General features: G+C 75.1%; 21 protein-coding genes. 7 read left to right on the forward strand and 14 right to left on the reverse strand.

Annotated features, from left to right (window positions below):
• The 3 genes from E4P41_RS14825 to E4P41_RS14835 all read right to left on the reverse strand — a co-directional run.
• The coding region (locus E4P41_RS14825; protein ID WP_209307730.1) for a hypothetical protein at positions 1 to 253 on the reverse strand (253 nt) is incomplete at its 3' end.
• Positions 250 to 1,266 (reverse strand): cytochrome d ubiquinol oxidase subunit II, encoded by a 1,017-nt coding sequence (gene cydB, locus E4P41_RS14830; protein ID WP_135142044.1) that lies wholly within the window; start codon positions 1,264 to 1,266, stop codon positions 250 to 252. The genes cydB and E4P41_RS14825, both read right to left, overlap by 4 nt.
• Positions 1,267 to 1,277: 11 nt before the next feature.
• A complete protein-coding gene (locus E4P41_RS14835) occupies positions 1,278 to 2,819 on the reverse strand; it encodes a cytochrome ubiquinol oxidase subunit I (RefSeq protein WP_135142045.1) in 1,542 nt (513 codons plus the stop codon).
• Positions 2,820 to 2,922: 103 nt separating this feature from the next.
• On the opposite strand from E4P41_RS14835, the gene E4P41_RS14840 reads away from it, so the two are divergent.
• The 4 genes from E4P41_RS14840 (at position 2,923) to E4P41_RS14855 (ending at position 7,207) form a co-directional block, all read left to right on the forward strand.
• Positions 2,923 to 3,291, forward strand: a complete 369-nt coding sequence (locus E4P41_RS14840; RefSeq protein WP_135142046.1) for a BlaI/MecI/CopY family transcriptional regulator — start codon at positions 2,923 to 2,925, stop codon at positions 3,289 to 3,291.
• Between the two features lie 29 nt (positions 3,292 to 3,320).
• Positions 3,321 to 4,253, forward strand: coding sequence for a M56 family metallopeptidase (locus E4P41_RS14845; RefSeq protein ID WP_135142047.1), 933 nt, complete (start codon positions 3,321 to 3,323; stop codon positions 4,251 to 4,253).
• A 217-nt stretch (positions 4,254 to 4,470) separates the two neighbouring features.
• Positions 4,471 to 6,063, forward strand: coding sequence for an HNH endonuclease signature motif containing protein (locus E4P41_RS14850; RefSeq protein ID WP_135142048.1), 1,593 nt, complete (start codon positions 4,471 to 4,473; stop codon positions 6,061 to 6,063).
• 37 nt (positions 6,064 to 6,100) lie between these two features.
• The gene (locus tag E4P41_RS14855) at positions 6,101 to 7,207 is read left to right on the forward strand and encodes an epoxide hydrolase family protein (protein ID WP_209307731.1); all 1,107 of its coding nucleotides are present in this window, start codon (positions 6,101 to 6,103) and stop codon (positions 7,205 to 7,207) included.
• Here E4P41_RS14855 and E4P41_RS14860 read toward each other — a convergent pair.
• From E4P41_RS14860 to E4P41_RS14885, 6 genes are all read right to left on the reverse strand, one after another.
• A complete protein-coding gene (locus E4P41_RS14860; protein WP_135142049.1) occupies positions 7,197 to 9,545 on the reverse strand; it encodes a heavy metal translocating P-type ATPase in 2,349 nt (782 codons plus the stop codon). The two genes, E4P41_RS14855 and E4P41_RS14860, sit on opposite strands and share 11 nt — an antisense overlap.
• Before the next feature lie 11 nt (positions 9,546 to 9,556).
• On the reverse strand, positions 9,557 to 10,432 hold the full coding sequence (locus E4P41_RS14865; RefSeq protein WP_135142050.1) for a hypothetical protein: 876 nt from the start codon (positions 10,430 to 10,432) through the stop codon (positions 9,557 to 9,559).
• 16 nt (positions 10,433 to 10,448) lie between these two features.
• The gene (locus tag E4P41_RS14870) at positions 10,449 to 10,658 is read right to left on the reverse strand and encodes a heavy-metal-associated domain-containing protein (protein WP_135142051.1); all 210 of its coding nucleotides are present in this window, start codon (positions 10,656 to 10,658) and stop codon (positions 10,449 to 10,451) included.
• 26 nt (positions 10,659 to 10,684) lie between these two features.
• A complete protein-coding gene (locus tag E4P41_RS14875; protein WP_209307732.1) occupies positions 10,685 to 10,987 on the reverse strand; it encodes a metal-sensitive transcriptional regulator in 303 nt (100 codons plus the stop codon).
• A gap of 76 nt (positions 10,988 to 11,063) precedes the next feature.
• Positions 11,064 to 11,438 (reverse strand): MerR family transcriptional regulator, encoded by a 375-nt coding sequence (locus E4P41_RS14880; RefSeq protein WP_135142053.1) that lies wholly within the window; start codon positions 11,436 to 11,438, stop codon positions 11,064 to 11,066.
• A gap of 73 nt (positions 11,439 to 11,511) precedes the next feature.
• On the reverse strand, positions 11,512 to 12,006 hold the full coding sequence (locus tag E4P41_RS14885; RefSeq protein ID WP_135142054.1) for an Hsp20/alpha crystallin family protein: 495 nt from the start codon (positions 12,004 to 12,006) through the stop codon (positions 11,512 to 11,514).
• Between the two features lie 352 nt (positions 12,007 to 12,358).
• On the opposite strand from E4P41_RS14885, the gene E4P41_RS14890 reads away from it, so the two are divergent.
• From E4P41_RS14890 to E4P41_RS14900, 3 genes are all read left to right on the forward strand, one after another.
• The gene (locus E4P41_RS14890) at positions 12,359 to 12,778 is read left to right on the forward strand and encodes an STAS domain-containing protein (protein ID WP_135142055.1); all 420 of its coding nucleotides are present in this window, start codon (positions 12,359 to 12,361) and stop codon (positions 12,776 to 12,778) included.
• A gap of 63 nt (positions 12,779 to 12,841) precedes the next feature.
• Positions 12,842 to 14,116: a YibE/F family protein gene (locus tag E4P41_RS14895; protein ID WP_135142056.1), complete on the forward strand. Its 1,275-nt coding sequence runs from the start codon at positions 12,842 to 12,844 to the stop codon at positions 14,114 to 14,116.
• Complete coding sequence (locus tag E4P41_RS14900) at positions 14,113 to 14,793, forward strand: class I SAM-dependent methyltransferase (RefSeq protein WP_245177364.1); 681 nt, start codon at positions 14,113 to 14,115, stop codon at positions 14,791 to 14,793. The genes E4P41_RS14895 and E4P41_RS14900 overlap by 4 nt, the downstream gene beginning before the upstream one ends.
• Here the strand turns inward: E4P41_RS14900 and E4P41_RS14905 are convergent.
• From E4P41_RS14905 to E4P41_RS14925, 5 genes are read right to left on the reverse strand one after another with little or no spacing between them, the layout of a single operon-like run.
• The gene (locus tag E4P41_RS14905) at positions 14,741 to 15,136 is read right to left on the reverse strand and encodes a hypothetical protein (protein ID WP_135142057.1); all 396 of its coding nucleotides are present in this window, start codon (positions 15,134 to 15,136) and stop codon (positions 14,741 to 14,743) included. The two genes, E4P41_RS14900 and E4P41_RS14905, sit on opposite strands and share 53 nt — an antisense overlap.
• A gap of 19 nt (positions 15,137 to 15,155) precedes the next feature.
• On the reverse strand, positions 15,156 to 16,055 hold the full coding sequence (locus tag E4P41_RS14910; RefSeq protein ID WP_135142058.1) for a glycosyltransferase: 900 nt from the start codon (positions 16,053 to 16,055) through the stop codon (positions 15,156 to 15,158).
• On the reverse strand, positions 16,052 to 16,912 hold the full coding sequence (locus E4P41_RS14915) for a glycosyltransferase (protein ID WP_245177365.1): 861 nt from the start codon (positions 16,910 to 16,912) through the stop codon (positions 16,052 to 16,054). The genes E4P41_RS14910 and E4P41_RS14915 overlap by 4 nt, the downstream gene beginning before the upstream one ends.
• A complete protein-coding gene (locus E4P41_RS14920; protein ID WP_245177366.1) occupies positions 16,909 to 17,955 on the reverse strand; it encodes a prenyltransferase in 1,047 nt (348 codons plus the stop codon). Before E4P41_RS14920 ends, E4P41_RS14915 begins: the two co-directional genes overlap by 4 nt.
• Positions 17,956 to 17,995: 40 nt before the next feature.
• Positions 17,996 to 18,751 (reverse strand): class I SAM-dependent methyltransferase, encoded by a 756-nt coding sequence (locus E4P41_RS14925; protein WP_135142060.1) that lies wholly within the window; start codon positions 18,749 to 18,751, stop codon positions 17,996 to 17,998.
• Between the last annotated feature and the right edge of the window lie 16 nt (positions 18,752 to 18,767).

Below are 18,767 nucleotides of genomic sequence, written 5' to 3' on the forward strand. Positions count from 1 at the left end.
CGGCCCACCCGGCGAGTGCGCGGAGCACGACACCGACGGCCGCGACGAGCAGCGGCCCGGTCACCGCGCCGTCGGTCTGGCCGGCCGCGCGGGCCACTGCGTGTGCCAGGCCGGCCGCCAGCAGCACCAGTCCGGCGACCTGGCCGAGCGCGGCGAGCGCGGCCCGGAGCAGTGCCCCGGTCACCCCCGGAACGCCGGCCAGCTCCCCGAGCGGCCCCCGCGAACCGCCGTCATCGCGATGTCGGCGGGTCACGCGTGCGTCCCGGCGGGCTCGCCGTGCTGTGGTTCGGCGGTCAGCCGCGTGCGGAACACCCAGTAGGTCCAGGCCTGGTAGCCCAGGACCACCGGCAGTCCGACCGCCGCGGCCCAGGTCATCACGGTCAGCGTGTAGTCGCTGACCGAGGCGTCGGCCACGGTGACGTCGAACGCGGAGTCGATCGTCGAGGGGGCGACGACCGGGTACGCAGCACCGAAGATCGTGGTCGCCGCCGCGGCCAGCATCGCACCCCAGGCCGCGAACGCCTGGCCCTCGCGGCCGACGCGCAGCCGCGCCCAGGCGACCAGCACCGCCAGCGCCGCGGCCAGCCACAGCGCCCCGGTGACCGGCGTCCCGTACCGCAGGTGCACCAGGCCGGCCCAGGCCAGCAGCGGCAGCGCGGCTCCCGGCGCCCACCGCAGCGCGAAGCGCCGGGCGGCGACCCGCACCGGGCCGTCGGTCTTCAGCGACAGGAACACCGCGCCGTGCACGACCGAGAAGGCCAGGACGGCGACCGCGCCCAGCAGCGCCGGCCAGCCCAGCCCGGAGAACGCGCCGCCGACCCGGGTGCCGCCCTCGCCGAGCGGCAGGCCGAGGGTGGTGGCCCCGAGCGCGGCGCCGATACCGGCCGCGGCGACGAGCGAGCCGCCGGTGATGACCCGCGTCCAGGTGGTATCCCACGCGTCGGTGGAGTGGGAGTGCCGCCACTCGAAGGCGACCGCCCGGACGATCAGCCCGAAGAGCACCAGCACGAACGGCAGGTACAGCGCCGGCAGCCAGGTGGCGTACCAGCCGGGGAAGGCGGCGAACACCGCACCGACCGCGGTGATCAGCCACACCTCGTTGCCGTCCCAGAGCGGGCCGATGGTGCGCAGCATGAGGTGCCGGTCGGCGGGACGCCGGCCGAGCACGGGCAGCAGCGCAGCGACGCCGAAGTCGAAGCCCTCGAGCAGCAGGAAGCCGGTCCACAGCAGCGCGACGGCGGCGAACCAGAGGGTCTGCAGGTCCACGGGGGAGCTCCTCAGTAGGCGAAGGAGAGGACGTCGTCGTCGGTGTCCTCGCGGGACTCCGGCGCCCCTTCGGTCGGGGTGCCGGGCGTCGGGGCGCCGTCCCCGGTGAAAACGCCGCGGCGCACGAACCGGGTGATCAGCCACAGCTCGACGACGGCCAGCGCGCCGTAGACGAGGGTCAGCAGCGACAGCGACGTCCAGACCTCGGCGGCGGTGACGCCGGGGGAGACGGCCTGGGCGGTGAAGAACCACGTCTGCTCGCCCACCGGGACGTCGGGGTTCGGGTACACGACGAAGGGCTGACGGCCCATCTCGGTGAAGATCCACCCGGTCGCGTTGGCCACGAAGGGCGCCGCGACGGCGAGCAGTGCGCCGTACACGCCGATCCGCGAGGTCGGCACCCGGCCCTTCCGCGTCGCCCACAGCGCATAGGCGGCGATCCCGGCCGAGACCGCGCCCATGCCGATCATCAGCCGGAAGCTCCAGTAGCTGACCGCCAGCAGCGGTGTGTAGTCGATCTCCTCGCCGGCCAGCGCGCCGAAGCGCGACGGGTCGTCGGGGTAGGTCTCGCCGTAGACCGCGGCGTACTCCTCCTGCAGCTCGTTGACGCCGGGCACGGCACTGGAGAAGTCGCCGTGGGCGAGGAAGGACACCAGCCCGGGAACGGTGATCGAGTGGACGTCGTCGCACTCGTTGGAGCCGAGCTTGCCCCAGGCGAAGACCGAGAACGGGGCCGGCGCCTCGGTCTCGCACAGCGCCTCGGCCGAGCTCATCTTCAGCGGCTGCTGGGCGTACATGAGCTTGCCCTGCCAGTCACCGGTGAGGGCGACGAGGACGAACGCGGCCAGCGACACCCAGCCGCCCAGCCGCACCGAGCGGCGCCACACGCGGTGGTCGACGTCGGTCTCCGGCTGCTCGGCCAGCTTCCGCCGCCGCAGGTGCCACAGTCCGATGCCGACCAGCAGCGCGCCGGCGACCATGAGGGCGGCGACGATCGCGTGGGTGAAGGCGGCCAGCGCGGTGTTGTTGGACAGGACGGCGAGGAAGTCGACCTGCACCGGGCGGCCGGTGGCGTCGTCGACCTCGACCCCGACCGGGTGCTGCATCCAGGAGTTGGCCGCGATGATGAAGTACGCGCTGACGATCGAGCCGACGACCGCGGCCCACAGCGCGGCCAGGTGCAGCTTCTTCGGGATGCGGCCCCAGCCGAAGATCCACAGGCCCAGGAAGGTCGACTCGAGGAAGAAGGCCAGCAGCGCCTCCAGTGCCAGCAGCGAGCCGAAGACGTCGCCGACGAAGCGCGAGTACTCGCTCCAGGCCAGGCCGAACTGGAACTCCTGCACCAGGCCGGTGGCCACGCCGAGCACGAAGTTGATCAGGTAGATGCGGCCCCAGAACCGGGTCATCCGCAGCCACTCGGGCTTGTCGGTCCGCACCCACATCGTGTGCATGACGGCGACCAGGAGCCCCAGGCCGATGGTCAGCGGGACCATCAGGAAGTGGTAGACGGTCGTGATGCCGAACTGCCAGCGGGCGATGTCCAGGACGTCCACGGCGGGCCCCTCCCTGGCGACGTACGATCTTCTACGTCAAGTAGAACACGGTCTTCTACGTTCGGTAGAAAGAAGCTGTGTGATCCGGAGGACAGGAGGGCACGTGGCGTCGTTGGGAGAGCTCGAGCGCGCGGTCATGGACCGGCTCTGGTCGGCCGACGGCCCGATCGCCGCGACCGAGCTGCGCGACGGTCTGGCCGATCGCGGCCTGGCGCTCACCACCGTGCACACCGTGCTGAGCCGGCTGGAGCACAAGGGCTTCGTCGTCCACGACGACGCCCGGCCACGCCGCTTCCGGGCGCGCGGCAGCCGCGAGGACCACGCCGCCGAGCTGATGCACGAGGTGCTCGGTCAGGCCGGTGACCGGCAGGCGGTGCTGGCCCGCTTCGTCGGCGGCGTCGACCCCGACGAGGCCCGGCTGCTGCGCGAGCTGCTGGCCCGGGCGACCGGTCCGGACGACATCAACCGCTGAGCATCCGGCCCACCCCGCCACCCCGACCGATGCTGCCCGCCACCGCGGCCGCCCTCGCCGTGCTGGCCGCGCTGCTGGCGTGGCCGGTGCCGGCGCTGCTGGCCCGCGCCCGGTGGCCGCGCCGCGACCCGCTGGTGGCCCTGGTCTGCTGGCAGGCCGTCGGGCTGGCCGGTGGCCTGTCGATCATCGGGGCGCTGCTGGTGCACGGCCTGGCGCCGTGGGGTTCCTCGCTGCCCGAGGCCGCGTGGTCGGTGGTCACCGGCCGGTCCGCCGAGGCCGCGGTGCGCGGCGACCACTGGGTCACGCTGACCCTCGCCGGCGTGCTCGCCGCCGAGCTGGTCGGCGTCCTGCTGCTGTCGTGGGTGCGAACCGCACGCGCCCGCCGCCGGCACCGCGACCTGCTGGAGGTGCTGGTCCGGCCGTCGACCCAGCCCGACGCCCGGCTGCTCGAGCACCCGGCCCCGGTGGCGTTCTGCATCCCGGGCGCGCGGCCGCTGCTGGTGCTCTCCTCCGGGATGGTCGCCGAGCTCGACGACGCGCAGCTCGCCGCGGTCGTCGCGCACGAGCGGGCGCACCTGCGCGAGCACCACCACCTGTACCTGCTGCCGTTCGTGGCGTGGGAGGCGGCGCTGCCGGTGCTGCTCGCCGCGGCCCGCGCGCACGCGGCGGTGCGCACGCTGGTGGAGATGCGCGCCGACGACGTGGCGCTGGGCTCGCTGCCCGGTCCGGCGCCGCGTCGGACGCTGGCCCAGGCGATCGTCGTCGCGGCCGGCGGCGCCGGGGGAGCGGGGGTGCCGTCCGGGGCGCTCGCCGTCACCGGCAGCGCGGTCGGTGCGCGGGTGGTGCGGCTGCTCGAGCCGCCGTCCCCCGTGCCGGCCTGGGCGCGGGCGCTCGCGCTGCTGTCGGCCGGCCTGCTCCTCCTGGTCCCGACCGTCCTGCTACTGCTGCCCGCTGCGCTCTGACGTCGTCCGACCGCTGTCGATCATGGGGTTTGTGCCGCCCCGGACGGTGTGTCCGCGCGTGTCGCCGGCAACATCCCCATGATCGACTCGGCGGGCTGCTCGCCTCGCGTGGATGGGTGAGGTCACCCCTGCTGCACTCACCCGCTGACCCACGTCCTCGACCGCGTCTTCGCAGGTCAAGCCCGAAAGTGTCGTACCTGCGCCGTAGGTTCGTGGTGTGTTCATCGGTGGTGGCTACGGCGTCGGTCTGACGGTGACCGACGTCGAGTTGCCGTTGGTCGCGCCGCCGGGGACGGCGTGGCCGTCGCTGGGTGAGCTGCTGCCGGTGCACGCCCGCTCGCCGGAGGAGAAGGCGCTGGAGCTGCAGCGGGTGCAGCAGCTCAAGGCCGAACTGGCCGCCTACGAGCTGGAGCTGGTGGCTGCGCTCGCCGCCGACCGGCCGGCCTCGGCCGACCGGCAGCCCGGTCAGCCCGGTGCCGCGGCTGACGCCGGGAACGACGCGGTGCCGGGCGTGGGGGCGCCGGAGGGGGTGAGCGAGTTCTTCGCCGACGAACTGGCCTTGACGGTGAACTGCGCGCGGGCGACGGCGACCACGCTGACCGAGTACGCGCTGACGCTGACCGGCCCGCTGCGGGCCACTCACGCCGAGCTGACCCAGGGCCGGCTGGACTGGCCGCGGGCCCGGGCCATGGCCGCCGAACTCGGCTGGAAGATCCGCGACACCGACCCCGACATCGTCGCCGCGGTGGAGGCCGCGGTGCTGCCCGACGCCGCCGGGTTGTCGGTGCGCAAGCTCAAGGAGCGGCTGCGCGCCGAGTTGGCCGCCCGGAACGCCGCGGCGTCGGATCGCCGCCGCGAGCAGGCGCACCGAGCGGTCAACGTCCGCCGCCGTCCGGTCGGCGACGGGATCAGCGAGCTGGTCGCCGGCATGCCCGACGAGCTGGCCGCGGCGTGCCAGGCCACCATCGACGAGCTGGCCTGGCGGGCCAAGCAGGCCGGCGACGAGCGGCCGATCGGGATGCTGCGGTCGGGAATCCTGGCCGACCTGGTGCTGCGGCCCTGGCTGGTCACCGAGCCGGTGGCCGCCCACGTCGAGGTGCAGGTGCCGATCGGCGCGCTGACCCCGGAGCGGTTCCTCGCCTCCGGCGCCCCGGTGCCGCCGGCGTTCGCCCGGCCCGGATCGGTGGTCGAGCCGACCGGCGCGGTGGCCGGCACGCCGATCACCGCCGCGCACGTGCGCGACCTGCTCGCCCAACTCGACGCCATCGGCCTCCAAGCACCGCCCGGGGGCAGCCTGACCTTCTCCTTCACCGACGACGCAGGCGCCCTGCAGGCCCTCGCCACGCTGCGCGAGCTGCGCGCCGCCGGCCGGCGCGGCTGCCGCGACCACCCGGGGAGCGACTGCGGCTGCCCGGTGATCACCCGGCCCGCACCGACCGACGCCTACCAGCCCACCGCGGCGCAGGACCGGTTCATCACCACCCGCGACCGCAGCTGTCGGCACCCCGGCTGCGACAACCGGGCCGGCTGGGCGGACGCCGACCACGTCATTCCGCACGCCGCCGGCGGGGCCACCGACTGCTCGAACTTGTGCTGTCTGTGTCGGCGGCACCATCGACTCAAGACCTTCGCCCCGGGTTGGACCTACACGATGACCCCCGACGGCATCCTCACCGTCACCACCCCCGCCGGCGTCACCCGCACCAGCCGACCACCCGGCCTCCAGCTCACCGGACCCCGCGTGCTCACCCGCCCACCCGAGCAGCCACCACCGGCACCCGACCCCGCCGACGACCCACCACCGTTCTAGGTCGCCGGGTCGGCGGGTAAGGAGCAGGCTCCCGGAGGTGTCCGAGACGGCCGTGACCCCCTTCCGCATCGACGTCCCGCAGCAGGACGTCGACGACCTCACCTATCGGCTCCGGCGCACCCGCTGGCCGGTCGCGCAGGACCTGTCCGGCGAGCGCGGCATCCCCGTCGAGCGGGTCCGCACGCTGGCGGAGCGGTGGGCGACCACATGGGACTGGCGCGCGCAGGAGGCCGCGCTCAACGCCTGGCCGCAGGTGGCGACGATCGTGGACGGCGCCCGGGTGCACGCGCTGCACGTGCGGTCCCCGGAGCCGGACGCCGCCCCGCTGGTGCTGCTGCACGGCTGGCCGGGCTCGGTGGTGGAGTTCCTGCGCGTGCTGGGGCCGCTGAGCGACCCCGCGGCGCACGGCGGCGACCCGGCCGACGCGGCGCACCTCGTCGTCCCGTCGCTGCCCGGGTTCGGCTTCTCCGGGCCGACGCCGGACGGCGGGTGGACGCCGGCCCGGATGGCTCGCGCGATCGCCGAGCTCGTCGCCCGCCTCGGCTACGACCGCTACGTCGTCCACGGCGGCGACTGGGGCTCCCACGTCGGGCGCGACCTCGCCGTCGCCGACGGCGCGCACGTCGCCGGGCTGCACGTGACGATGACACCGGGGATCGACGTCTCGGACGACCCCGCCGCGGCCCAGCGGTGGAAGCACTACGGACGTGAGCTGGCCGGCTACAACAAGCTGCAGTCGACCCGGCCGCTGTCGCTGGCTCCTGCGCTGACCGACTCGCCGGCCGGGCTGCTCGCCTGGATCGCCGAGCGGTTCGTCGACTGGACCGACCCGGCCGGCGAGGTCGACGACGAGCAGCTGCTGGCCAACGTCGCCGTCTACTGGTTCACCCGTACCGGGCCGTCGTCGGCGCAGCTCTACTGGGAGCGCGCGCACGCGCCCACCCCCGGGTGGTCGCGCGACGTGCCCACCGGCGTGGCGGTGCTGCCGCACGACCTCGCCCGGCCGCCCCGCGCGGCGGTGGAGGAGGCGGTCGACCTGGTGTCGTGGACCGAGTTGCCCCGCGGTGGACACTTCGCCGCGATGGAGGTCCCCGACCTGCTGGTCGAGGAGCTCCGCCGGTTCGTGCGCCGGGTCAGGCAGTGACGGCGCTGTCGGCGGTGCGGTGGCCGGCCGGGACGGCGGTGGCCGCGGCCGCGTTGCCCGGCAGCGGGGCGAACCGGCGCAGCCGCAGGCTGTTGGTCACCACGAACACCGAGCTGAACGCCATCGCGGCCCCGGCGATCATCGGGTTGAGCAGCCCGGCCATGGCCAGCGGGATCGCCGCGACGTTGTAGGCGAACGCCCAGAACAGGTTGCCCTTGATGATGGCCAGCGTGCGCCGGGCCAGCCGGATCGCGTCCGCCGCCACCCGCAGGTCGCCGCGCACCAGGGTGAGGTCCGAGGCCTGGATCGCGACATCGGTGCCGGTGCCCATCGCCAGCCCCAGGTCGGCCTGCGCCAGTGCGGCGGCGTCGTTCACCCCGTCGCCGACCATGGCCACGACCCGACCCTCGCCCTGCAGCCGGCGGATGGCGTCCACCTTCTCCTGCGGCAGCACCTCGGCCACCACCTCGTCGATGCCGACCTCGGCGGCGACCGCCCGCGCCACCGTCTCGTTGTCGCCGGTCAGCAGCACCGGGTGCAGCCCCAGGTCGCGGAGCTGGCGGACCGCCTCCGCCGAGGTCTCCTTGACCGCGTCGGCGACGGCGAGCACCCCGCGGGCGGCGCCGTCCTCCGCGACGAGCACGGCGGTCCGGCCGGCAGCCTCGGCGGCCGCCTGCGCGTCCGAGAGCTCCGCCGGGACGGACACGCCCTCGCGCGCCAACAGGCCGGCCCGACCGATCAGTACCGACGTCCCGTCGACGACGCCGCGCACCCCGAGCCCGGCCTCGTTGGCGAAGCCCTCGACCGGCCGCAGCGGACCGGTGCGCGCGGCGGCCGCCTCGGCGACCGCCCGGGCGATCGGGTGCTCGGAGCCGGACTCCAGCGCACCGGCCAGCGCCAGCACCCGGTCGGCGTCCTCGCCGGCGGCCGGGACGACGTCGTGCAGCGTCATCCGCCCGGTGGTGACGGTGCCGGTCTTGTCGAGCACCACGGTGTCGACGGCGCGGGTGGACTCCAGCACCTCGGGGCCCTTGATGAGGATGCCGAGCTGGGCGCCCCGACCGGTGCCGACCATGAGGGCGGTCGGCGTGGCCAGCCCCAGCGCGCACGGGCAGGCGATGATCAGCACCGCGACCGCGGCGGTGAAGGCGGCGGGCAGGCCGGCGGAGGCGCCGATCCAGAAGCCGAGCGTCGCGACGGCGAGAGCCAGCACGACCGGCACGAAGACGCCGGACACCCGGTCGGCCAGCCGCTGCACCTCGGCCTTGCCGTTCTGCGCCTCCTCGACCAGCCGGGCCATCTGCGCGAGCTGGGTGTCGGACCCGACCCGGGTGGCGCGGACGACCAGCCGGCCGCCGGCGTTGACGGTGGCGCCGACGACGGCGTCGCCCGGGCCGACCTCGACCGGCACCGACTCGCCGGTCAGCATCGAGGCGTCGACGGCCGAGGCGCCCTCGGTCACCACGCCGTCCGCGGCGATCTTCTCTCCGGGCCGGACGACGAACAGCTCGTCCACGGCCAGCCGGTCGACCGGCACCCGCGTCTCGGTGCCGCCGCGCAGCACCGTGACCTCCTTGGCGCCGAGCTCCAGCAGTTCCCGCAGCGCGGCGCCGGCCCGCCGCTTGGAGCGGGCCTCGGCGTAGCGCCCGGCCAGCAGGAACGTGGTCACCCCGGCGGCGGCCTCGAGGTAGATGTTGGCGCTGCCGTCGGTGCGGGCGATGGTCAGCTCGAAGGGGTGCGTTATGCCCGGCTCACCGGCGGTGCCGAGGAACAGCGCGTACAGCGACCAGAGGAACGCCGCGCCGGTACCCAGCGAGACCAGGGTGTCCATGGTGGCCGCGCCGTGCCGCAGGTTGGTCCAGGCGGCGCGGTGGAACGGCAGCCCGCCCCAGACGACGACCGGCGCGGCGAGGGTGAGCGAGAGCCACTGCCAGTAGGTGAACTGCAGCGCCGGGACCATCGCCATCGCGACGACCGGGACGGTGAGCAGGATGGAGACCAGCAGCCGCTGCCGCAGCGGGCGCACCCGGTCGTCGTCCGCCGGCGTTGCACCGCGGCCCCCCTGCAGGGACCCGCCGCGAGCCTGCGAGTGGCGGGGGGCAGGGGGGTCCTCTTTCAGGGCCGCGGTGTAGCCGGTCTGCTCGACGGTGGCGATCAGGTCCTCGGGCGTGACGTCGCCGCCGTAGCTGACCCGCGCCTTCTCGGTGGCGTAGTTGACCGTCGCGGTGACGCCGTCCATCCGGTTGAGCTTCTTCTCGACGCGGGCGGCGCAGGACGCGCAGGTCATGCCGCCGATGATCAGCTCGACGTCACCGGTGCGGACCTCGGGAGTGCTCATCGCGGGGCTCCTCAACCGCCGTGGCCGTGGCCGGCGGGCTCGTCGGGTGCCGCCTCACCGGCGCCCGGGCTCACCCGGACGGGAAAGGCGGCGGTGTGCACGGCGTCGCCGTGCCGGAAGTCCAGGAACAGCCGGTACGTACCGGCGGACGGCGCGGTCGTGGCGAACTCCACGTGCGGCCCCGGGGCCGGAGCCACGGCGTCGTCCTCGACGGGGTGCACGTGCAGGTACTCGAGGTCGCCGTCCCGCAGCGCCACCAGGTGGCCGTAGGCGCCGAGGTAGGGCTGCAGGTCGGTGACCGGGACGCCGTCCCGGCTCACGCTGAACGTCAGCTCCGACTCCTGCCCGGCGGCCAGGTCCCCGGTCAGGACGACGGTGTAGCCGTCGACCTCGGCGACCGCGCTCGGCTCCGGCAGCGGCTGCGGGTCGTAGCTGCCGGCCACCTTGAGGTCACCGGTCAGCGCGAGGTCCTCACCCGAGGCGGCGGGGGTGGTGTCGGCGACCAGCCGCCAGCTGCCCGGGGCCAGGGTCAGCGGAGCCGTCCACGTCCCGTCGGCCGCCATCTCGGGGTGCACGTGCTGGTAGCCGGACAGGTCGCTCCGGACGGCGACCAGGTGCAGGTCCTCGCCGTGCTCCTCCGTGTAGTCGAGCACCGGGGCACCGTCGGAGCCGAGCACCCGGAACTCCACCGTCGTCGTCCCGGCCGGGGGCTGCTCGTCGAGCACGTCGAGGACGTACCCGGAGGTGGCCGGGACATCGGTCGCCGGTGCGTTCTCGTGTGGCTCCGGGGCGCCGATCGGCCCGACCGCCGCGCCGACGCCCACGGCGGCGGCGAAGACGGCACCGAGGCCGACGGCGACGACGGCCAGCCGCGTGGGCGTCTGCATGGCGGGTCCTCTCGGGTCAGCTGCCGGCGACCTCGTAGCCGGCCTCCTCGACGGCGGCGCGGACGGCGCCCTCGTCGACCGGCTCGCTGCTGGTGACGGTCAGGCCGCCGCTGGCCAGGTCGACGTCGACGGCGGTGACCCCGGGGACGGCGCTGACCTCCTCGGTCACCGCGTTCACGCAGTGGCCGCAGGTCATGCCGACGACGGTGTAGGTGGCGGTGCTCATGAAGGTGTTCCTCTCGGGCTGGGGGGTCAGGAACGGACGAGGCGGGCGATGGCCTCGGAGGCCTCGCGGACCTTGTCGTCGGCCTCGCGCCCACCGGTCTGCGCGGCCTGGACGACGCAGTGCGCCATGTGCTCCTCGAGCAGACCCAGGGCGACCGACTGCAGCGCCTTCGTCATCGCCGAGACCTGGGTGAGGATGTCGATGCAGTACTTCTCGTCCTCGACCATCCGCTGCAGCCCGCGGGCCTGGCCCTCGATGCGGCGCAGCCGCTTGAGGTAGTCGTCCTTGCGGTGGATGTAGCCGTGCTGACTCGCGGCGGTGCTCTCCACAGGGTCCTCCCGGCGTCTCGGTGGGCGCTCGACACCAACCATACCCCCCTAGGGCATGACGCGCATGCGATGCCGGTCACCCGTCGGCGCGGGCGTCCCTGTCGCGCAGTCGGTCGACCGTGGCCTGCAGCCGTTCGGTGTCGGCCCGTGCGCCGGCCAGCTCGTCCTGCAGGCCGAGGATCACCTCCGCCGAGGCGAGCGTGTGCCCCTCGTCGAGCAGGGCGCGTAGCCGCGCGGCCAGGGCGAGCTGGTGTCGGGAGTAGCGGCGGTGCCCGCCGGGGGAGCGGTGCGGCTGCAGGACGCCGGAGGTGTCCAGGCTGCGCAGGAAGGCCGCCTGGACGCCGAGCAGCGCGGCGGCCTGGCTCATGGTCAGCGCGGGGAAGTCCGGGTCGTCCAGGCGCCCGAGGGGGTCGCTGCCGCGCGCGTCGCCCCGGCGGCCGGGTGTGGTCATCTCGGTCCTCCGGGCTCCGATGGCGCGGGGGCCGGGTCCGCACGGACCCGGCCCCCGCGGGGTGTGCCGCCGGTCAGCTCTCGACGGCCTTCTCCTCCGAGGGCTCGCCCTCGATGGTGCGCCCCTCGACGGCGACCGGCGTGTCCGTGCGGGTGACCGTGATCTTGCGGGCCCGCGCCTTCTCGGCGACCGGGATGCTGATCGTGAGCACGCCGTCGTGGTAGCTCGCCTCGAGCCGGTCGGTGTCCAGGCTCCGGCCGAGGACCAGCTGGCGGGTGTAGCTGCCGAACGGCCGCTCGGCGATCGCCCACTCGGCGTTCTCCAGCCGGGGCACGGAGCGCTCGGCGGTCACGGTGAGCGTGGTGCCCTCGACCGAGAGGTCGATCGAGCCGGGGTCGACGCCGGGCAGGTCGAAGTGGGCGACGAAGCTGTCGCCCACGCGGTAGGCGTCCATCGGCATGCCCGACAGCGGGCGGGCGGTCGAACCGGTCCGGCCGGTCAGCTGGTCCAGCGCCCGGAAGGCGGCGGACGTGGCGGCGAACGGGTCGTAGGCGGTCAGCATGGCCATGGCTGTGCACCTCCTGGGGTGATTCCGGTGTGTTCGCTTCCGAGGGTTAACCTCCAGCGGGAACTATAGATTACCTCCATCGGATACCGTGTAAATGTCCACCGCGCACAGTTGCTCCCGCACGCTCGGACGCCGGGACGGGCAGGTCCACGCCGATCAGCTCGGCCGAGGCCGCCCACAGCCGCCGGACGAGGTCGGGGTCGCCGGCCGCAGGTTGCGGCCCAGCAGGGTCGGAGCCCCGCGCCACTCGCCCGGGCCCCGGCGTCGGAGGCCGGCTGCCGGCTCGGACCGCGATGGCGCCGGACACCAGCGGCCGCGCGTGATCTCCGGCCCTGCGGGGCAGGAGGATGGCGTGGACGACACCAGCGCATCCCGAGCGCAGGGGGAACCGGACGGGCACCGCCGCGGGGACGTGGAGCCGGAGGTGACGACCGCCCTGGACGGCGACGTCCCCACGCTGACCGTCGCCGGGGAGCTGACCGAGGGCGCGCGGCGTCCTCTGGTCCGGACGATGACCGACCTGCTGCTGGACCGACCCGACCTGCGGCAGGTGCGGTTGGACCTCCGGGCGGTCAGCTACGTCAACTCCGCCGGCATGGCCGTGCTGGTGCAACTGCAGAAGCTCGGCCAGCCGCGCGGCGTCGACGTGGTCCTGGTGGCGCCGCCCTCGGCGGTCTCCCGGCCGCTGCAGCTCTCCGGGCTGTGGCTGCGCTTCCCGGTGGAGGAGAACCCCGGCGTGCAGTCCGGCGAGGAGCGGCCGCGCGAGAGCTGAGCCGCCGCGCCGAGGGCCGGTGCGGTGGCCGGGCGCGCCGGGCGAGGCTCCTAGCCTGGCCGGGTGCCGCCGAGCCATCCCCACAGCCACGGTCCCGACCGGGACGCGCCGCCCCCTCCGCCGGAGGTCCTCGCCCGGCGACGGCGGGCGGTCTGGCTCATGCTGCTGCTGCTCGTGCCGGTCGGCCTGGCCACGCTCGTGGGGCTGGTCGCGCTGTGGCCGGGCGACGAGCCGACCCGCGCCGAGCAGGCCGCCGAGCTGTTCCTCCCGCCGGGCACCACCTACCCCGAGGGCCGGGTCTCGGCCGTCGAGCCGTTCGACTGCTCGCTGGCCGGCGGGGAGGGCCGGCCGGCCCAGCAGCTGACCTGCGCCACCGTCGTGGTCGAGGTGCTCGACGGGGACGGCGCGGGGGAGTTCCAGCAGCTCGAGCTCCCGGCGGAGGTCTACGCCGCCGGCATCGAGGTGGGCGACGTCCTCGTCCTCACGCGAGACGCCGGCGTCGAAGGCGGCGCCCAGTACGGGTTCTTCGACTACGACCGCGACCTGCCGATCATCGCCCTGACCGTTGCCTTCGCCCTCGTCGTCGTGGCCGTGGCGCGGCTGCGCGGGCTGGCCGCGCTGGTCGGGCTGGCGTTCGCCTTCTTCGTGATGCTGCAGTTCCTGCTGCCCGGCCTGCTGGGGGACTCCTCGCCGACCCTGGTCAGCCTGGTGGGCTCGGCGGCGATCATGTTCGTCGTCCTCTACCTGGCGCACGGGTTCTCCGCCCGGACGACGACGGCGCTGGTCGGCACCCTGTTCGGCCTGGCGTTGGTCGCCGTCCTCGGGGCGGTGTCGGTGGCCACGGCCCGGCTCACCGGACTGACCAGCGAGGAGACCACCACGCTGCTGCAGTACGACCCGGCTCTCGACTTCTCCGGCCTGGTGCTCGCCGGCGTCGTCGTCGCCGGGCTCGGGGTGCTCAACGACGTGACGATCACCCAGGCCTCGGCGATCTGGCAGCTGCACGAGGTCGACCCGGAGATGACCGGGCGGGAGCTCTACCGCCGCGGGATGGCGGTCGGCCGCGACCACATCGCCTCGACGGTCTACACCATCGTCTTCGCCTACGCCGGTGCCTCGCTGCCGCTGCTCATCCTCTTCGAGGTCTACGCACAGCCGTGGGACGTCGTCCTCACCAGCTCGGCGTTGGCCGAGGAGGTGATCCGGACGCTGGTCGGCTCGATCGCGCTCGTCCTCGCCGTCCCGGTGACGACGGCGGCCGGCGCGTTCTTCGCCAAGGCCGCCGGCGCGGCGACCGAGCGGCGGATGACCGCCCTGCGCGCCCGGCTCGCCCGGTGAGCGCGGATCGGCCCCGTCCCGAGGCTCGCGCCGAGCGTGCGAGGCGGGAGGAGGACGGGATCCTTCAACTGCTCGCCGCCGCCCGCGCCGCTCCCGGCTTCATGCCCGACGACGAGGGGACGGCGCTCTACGAGGCGGCCCGGGCGGTCGCCGCCCCGGGGCCGCTGCTGGAGGTAGGCAGCTGGATGGGGAGGTCGGCGCTCTACCTGGCCGCGGCGGCCCGCGAGACCGGACGGCAGGTGGTCACCGTCGACCACCACCGCGGCTCGGAGGAGCACCAGCCCGGCTGGGAGTACCACGACCCGTCACTGGTCGACCCGGCCGTCGGGCGCATCGACACCCTGCCGCGGTTCCGCCGGACGATCGCCGACGCCGGCGCCGAGGACGTCGTCGTCGCCGTCGTCACCCGCTCGGAGACCCTCGCCCCGCTGTGGTCGACCCCGCTGGCGCTGCTGTTCCTCGACGGCAGCCACACCGAGGAGTCCGCCCGCCGCGACCAGGACGCCTGGGTGGCCAAGCTGGCCGTCGGCGGCACGCTGGCCATCCACGACGTCTTCCCCGATCCGGCCGACGGCGGGCAGGCGCCCTACGGCGTCTACCGGCGGGTGCTCGCATCGGGGGACTTCACCGAGGTGCCGGGCACCGGTTCCCTGCGGCTGCTGCGCCGTGAGCACTGAGCGGCCGGGCGGGGGAGAGGCGCTGGAGCGCGAGCGGACCGCGACGCTCGGCCCCGCCGGATCCTGGCGTCGTCCACAGATCGAGCTCGACGTCGACGTCCGGCAGCTCGGCCTGCACCGCCCGGTGGAGCCGGTGCGCCCGGTCGTCGAAGCACCGCTGGGCCGCCGGGCTGTCCCAGCCGCCGTCCCAGTGGAAGTGGGCGTCGAAGAAGCGCTGCCACGCCTGCAGCTCCGCGGCGAGCCCGTCGGAGAGGCCGAGGTCGGAGGGCGTGACCATCCCGCCGTCCCACAGCGGCCACTCGGCGGTGTAGTCCGGCATGAGCCGCAGCGTCGTCCGGTCCACGCCCCGGAGCGTAGGCGCGTCAGCTCACGTAGCGGCGGGCGGTGGAGGTCCGCTGAGCCTGCTCGAGTGCGGCGAAGCGGGCCTCGGCGTGCGGGGGCAGCACCCGCCGCTCGCGCAGCACCCACGGCAGCCCGCGCGCCGCGGCCAGCAGGCCCTCGACGGTGACGCGGTCGCGCGGGAGGGTCCGCAGCAGGTGCAGCGTGCGGCGCAGCGCCGGGCGCAGCGGCCGGCGCAGCCACGTCGTCCAGAGGGTGTTGCGGATGCCGTCGCGGCGCCGACGGTGGGAGTCCCGCGCCTGCGACGCCTGGTGGTGCACGGTGAGCCGGGGCAGGTAGCACAGCTCCCAGCCGGCGGCGGCCAGGTCGCCGGCCATGAGCTCCTCCTCGCCGCCCAGCCACAGCCGCTCGCAGAAGCCCCCCACGTCGGTGAACGCCTCGCGCCGCACGACCGAGGCGCCGGCGAGGAAGGAGCCGAGCGCCGGGCCGGGCAGCCAGTCGGCGCCGCGGACGGGGGAGTCGCGCAGCTCGAGCACGATCGGGTCCTCCCGGCCGCCGGGCTCGACGAGGATTCGCGCGGTCACCACCGCCAGCCGCGGGTGTGCGTCGAGGACGTCGGCGGCGGTGCGCAGCGAGCCCGGATCCCACCAGGTGTCGTCGTCGCAGAAGGCGACGTAGGGCGTGTCCACCCGGGCCACGCCGACGTTGCGGCCGATCGCGCCGAGGTTCTCCGGGCTGGCGACGAGCTCGACCTCGGGAAAGCGCTCCGCGACCGCCGCCGCCGTTCCGTCGGTGGAGCCGTTGTCGACGACGACGACATGCGGCTGCTCGGGCAGTGCGACCAACCGGGAGAGCGCGAGCAGCACCTCGTCGCGGCGCTGATGGGTGATGACGACAACGGCGACCCGCGGGTCCTTCCTCACGTCGTGGCCTCGGCCAGCATGCGCAGGTCGGCGCGGACGCGCTCCGGGACGACCCGGCGGCGGCGCAGCGCGGCCGGCACCTCGGGGATGGCGCGCAGCACCCCGCGCCGCCCGGGTGCCCCGGTGCGCAGCGCCTCCAGTACCAGGCGGCCCACGTCGGGCCACGGACGGCGCATCACCGCGGTGAGCAGCCGGCTGCGCCAGATCGCCGCCCGCCGCTGCTCGGGGGCGTGCCGCCGGGGCGAGGGATGGTGGTGCACGGTGACCCCGTCGACGTAGGCCATGCCCCAGCCGGCCGCGGCCAGGTCGAGGGCCAACCGCTCCTCCTCACCGGGGAAGCGGACGACGTCGTCGAAGCCGCCGACCGCGAGGAACGCCTCGGTGCGGACCATCGCGCCGCAGGCGACGAAGCCCAGCAGCGCCGGGCCGGGCAGGTCGGCCGGCGTGCCCAGCGGGCTCCGGGCCATCTCCGCGCAGATCGGGTCGAGCCGCTCCTGGGGGCCGACCAGGATCCGGGCGTTGAGCACCGCCAGCCGGGGGTGGGCCCGCATGATCTCCGCCGCGCGGGCGAGGTCGCCGGGCGCCCACCAGGAGTCGTCGTCGGCGAACGCCACGAACGCTGTGCCGGCGTGCTCGACGCCGACCGTGCGGGCGTAGGAGCCGGTGTTGTGCTCCTGCGGCAGCACGGTGACCTCGGGCAGGGTCGCGCGCACCGCCTCGACGGTGCCGTCGGTGGAGGCGTTGTCGACCAGCACGACCGGTGCCTCGTGGCGCGGCAGCGTGGCGAGGAGGTCCTCGCGGCGGTTCTGGCTCATGACCACGACGGTCACGTCGTCGGGACGGGCGGGGCTGCTCACGGCCTTCCCCTGCCCGCGCCGCCGGGAAGCCAACCCGCCGTTTCCCGTGAGGTCTCGGTCCCGGTCACCGGCAGCGCCCCCGGGCCGGTGAACAGACCGGAGGCCCCGGTCGCGCCGGAGAGCGCGTCGGCGGCGAGGACGACGGCCGCCGCGGTCCACGTCGTCCGCTCGACCGGCCAGCGGGCGTCGTCGGGGTAGACGTAGCCGGTCCAGTAGGACCCGTCGTCGGCCCGCAGGTGCTGCATCGCCGCCACCTGCTCCAGCGCGGCGTCCGGCCGACCGGTCGCCGCCAGCGCCAGCGCCAGCTCGCAGGTCTCCGCGCCGGTGACCCACGGCCGGTCGGCGACGCAGCGGGCGCCCAGCCCGGGGACGACGAACCGGTCCCAGTCGGCGGCCAGCCGGGCGTCGGCCGCGACGTCGGTGACCGCGCCGCCGAGGACCGGGTAGTACCAGTCCATCGAGTAGCGCGACCGGTCGGCGAAGGCCTCGGGCCGGGTGCGCAGCGCGGTGCCCAGGTCGGTGACGGCCAGCTCCCAGTCCGGCTGCGGCTGCCCCAGCAGGCCGGCCAGCGCCACCCCGCAGCGCAGCGCCTGGAACAGGCTCGCGTTGCCGGTGAGCAGCGCGGTGTCGTCGGCGGTGCCGTCGGGGCGCAGCGCCCAGCCGACGGCGCCGCCGGGCAGCTGCATGCGGGTCACCAGGTCCAGGCCGCGGCGCACGGCCGGCCACAGCGCGCCGACCAGCTCCTCGTCACCGGTGCACAGCCAGCTGTGCCAGATCCCGACCGCCAGGTACCCGGCGTGGTTGCTCTCCGCGGCGGGGGCGGTCTCGACACCGGCCCGGTACTCGGCCGCCCACGACCCGTCGGGCCGCTGCCGGCGGGCCAGCCAGCGGTAGGCCGCCCGCGCCCGCCCGTGCTCGCCGCCCACGTCGAGGGCCATCGCCGCCTCGACCATGTCCCACGGGTCGAGCTGGCCGCCGCGGAACCAGGGCAGCGCGCCGTCGGCGTCCTGCTCGGCAGCGATGGCCGCGACGGTGGCGCGCACCTGCTGCCCGCTGAGGACGCCGGGCAGCTCGGGGAGCAGGTCAGACAGCGGTCCGCTCCAGCTCCGACCCGCTCACCGGGACCGCCGCCGCCGGCTTGCTCGCGTAGACCACCAGGCTCTTCCCGATCACCGGGTCGAGCAGCCGCTCGGCGACCCGGGTCGGCCACGGCCGCTCCGTCAGGTCCCACACCAGCAGCCGGTGGTACGCGCGGACGGCGACGGGATTCCGCTCGACGCCGACCGCGCACTTGAGCCACCAGAACGGCGCGTGCAGCGCATGCGCGTGGTGCTGCCCGCCCGGCACCAGGCCGGCGGCGGCCAGCCGGGCGCGCAGCACGTCGCCGCGGTAGATGCGGATGTGGCCGCCCTCGTTGGCGTGGTAGGCGTCCGACAGCGCCCAGCAGACCCGCTCCGGTCCGTAGCGCGGCACGGTCACCACCGCCCGGCCGCCGGGCTTGAGCACACGGGTGATCTCGGTCAGCGCCGCGGCGTCGTCGGGGATGTGCTCGAGGACCTCGGCGGCGATGACCCGGTCGACGCTCGCGTCGGGGAAGGGCAGCGCCAGCAGGTCGGCGCGCACCACCTCGTAGGCCGCCCCCGCCGGGGTCTCGCGGGCCTGCGCGAGCGCGTCGAGCCAGCGCTTCGTCGTCTCGACCTCGGACACGCCCCGGTCGACGGCGACCACCTCGGCGCCCCGGCGGTAGGCCTCGAAGGCGTGCCGGCCCTCGCCACAGCCCAGGTCGAGGACGGTCATCCCCGGCCGCAGGTCCAGCCGGTCGTAGTCGACGGTCAACACCGGTGCGCCGCTCCCT

The organism is Geodermatophilus sp. DF01-2 (genome assembly GCF_004571065.1).
In the GTDB taxonomy this organism is placed as follows: Bacteria; Actinomycetota; Actinomycetes; order Mycobacteriales; family Geodermatophilaceae; genus Geodermatophilus.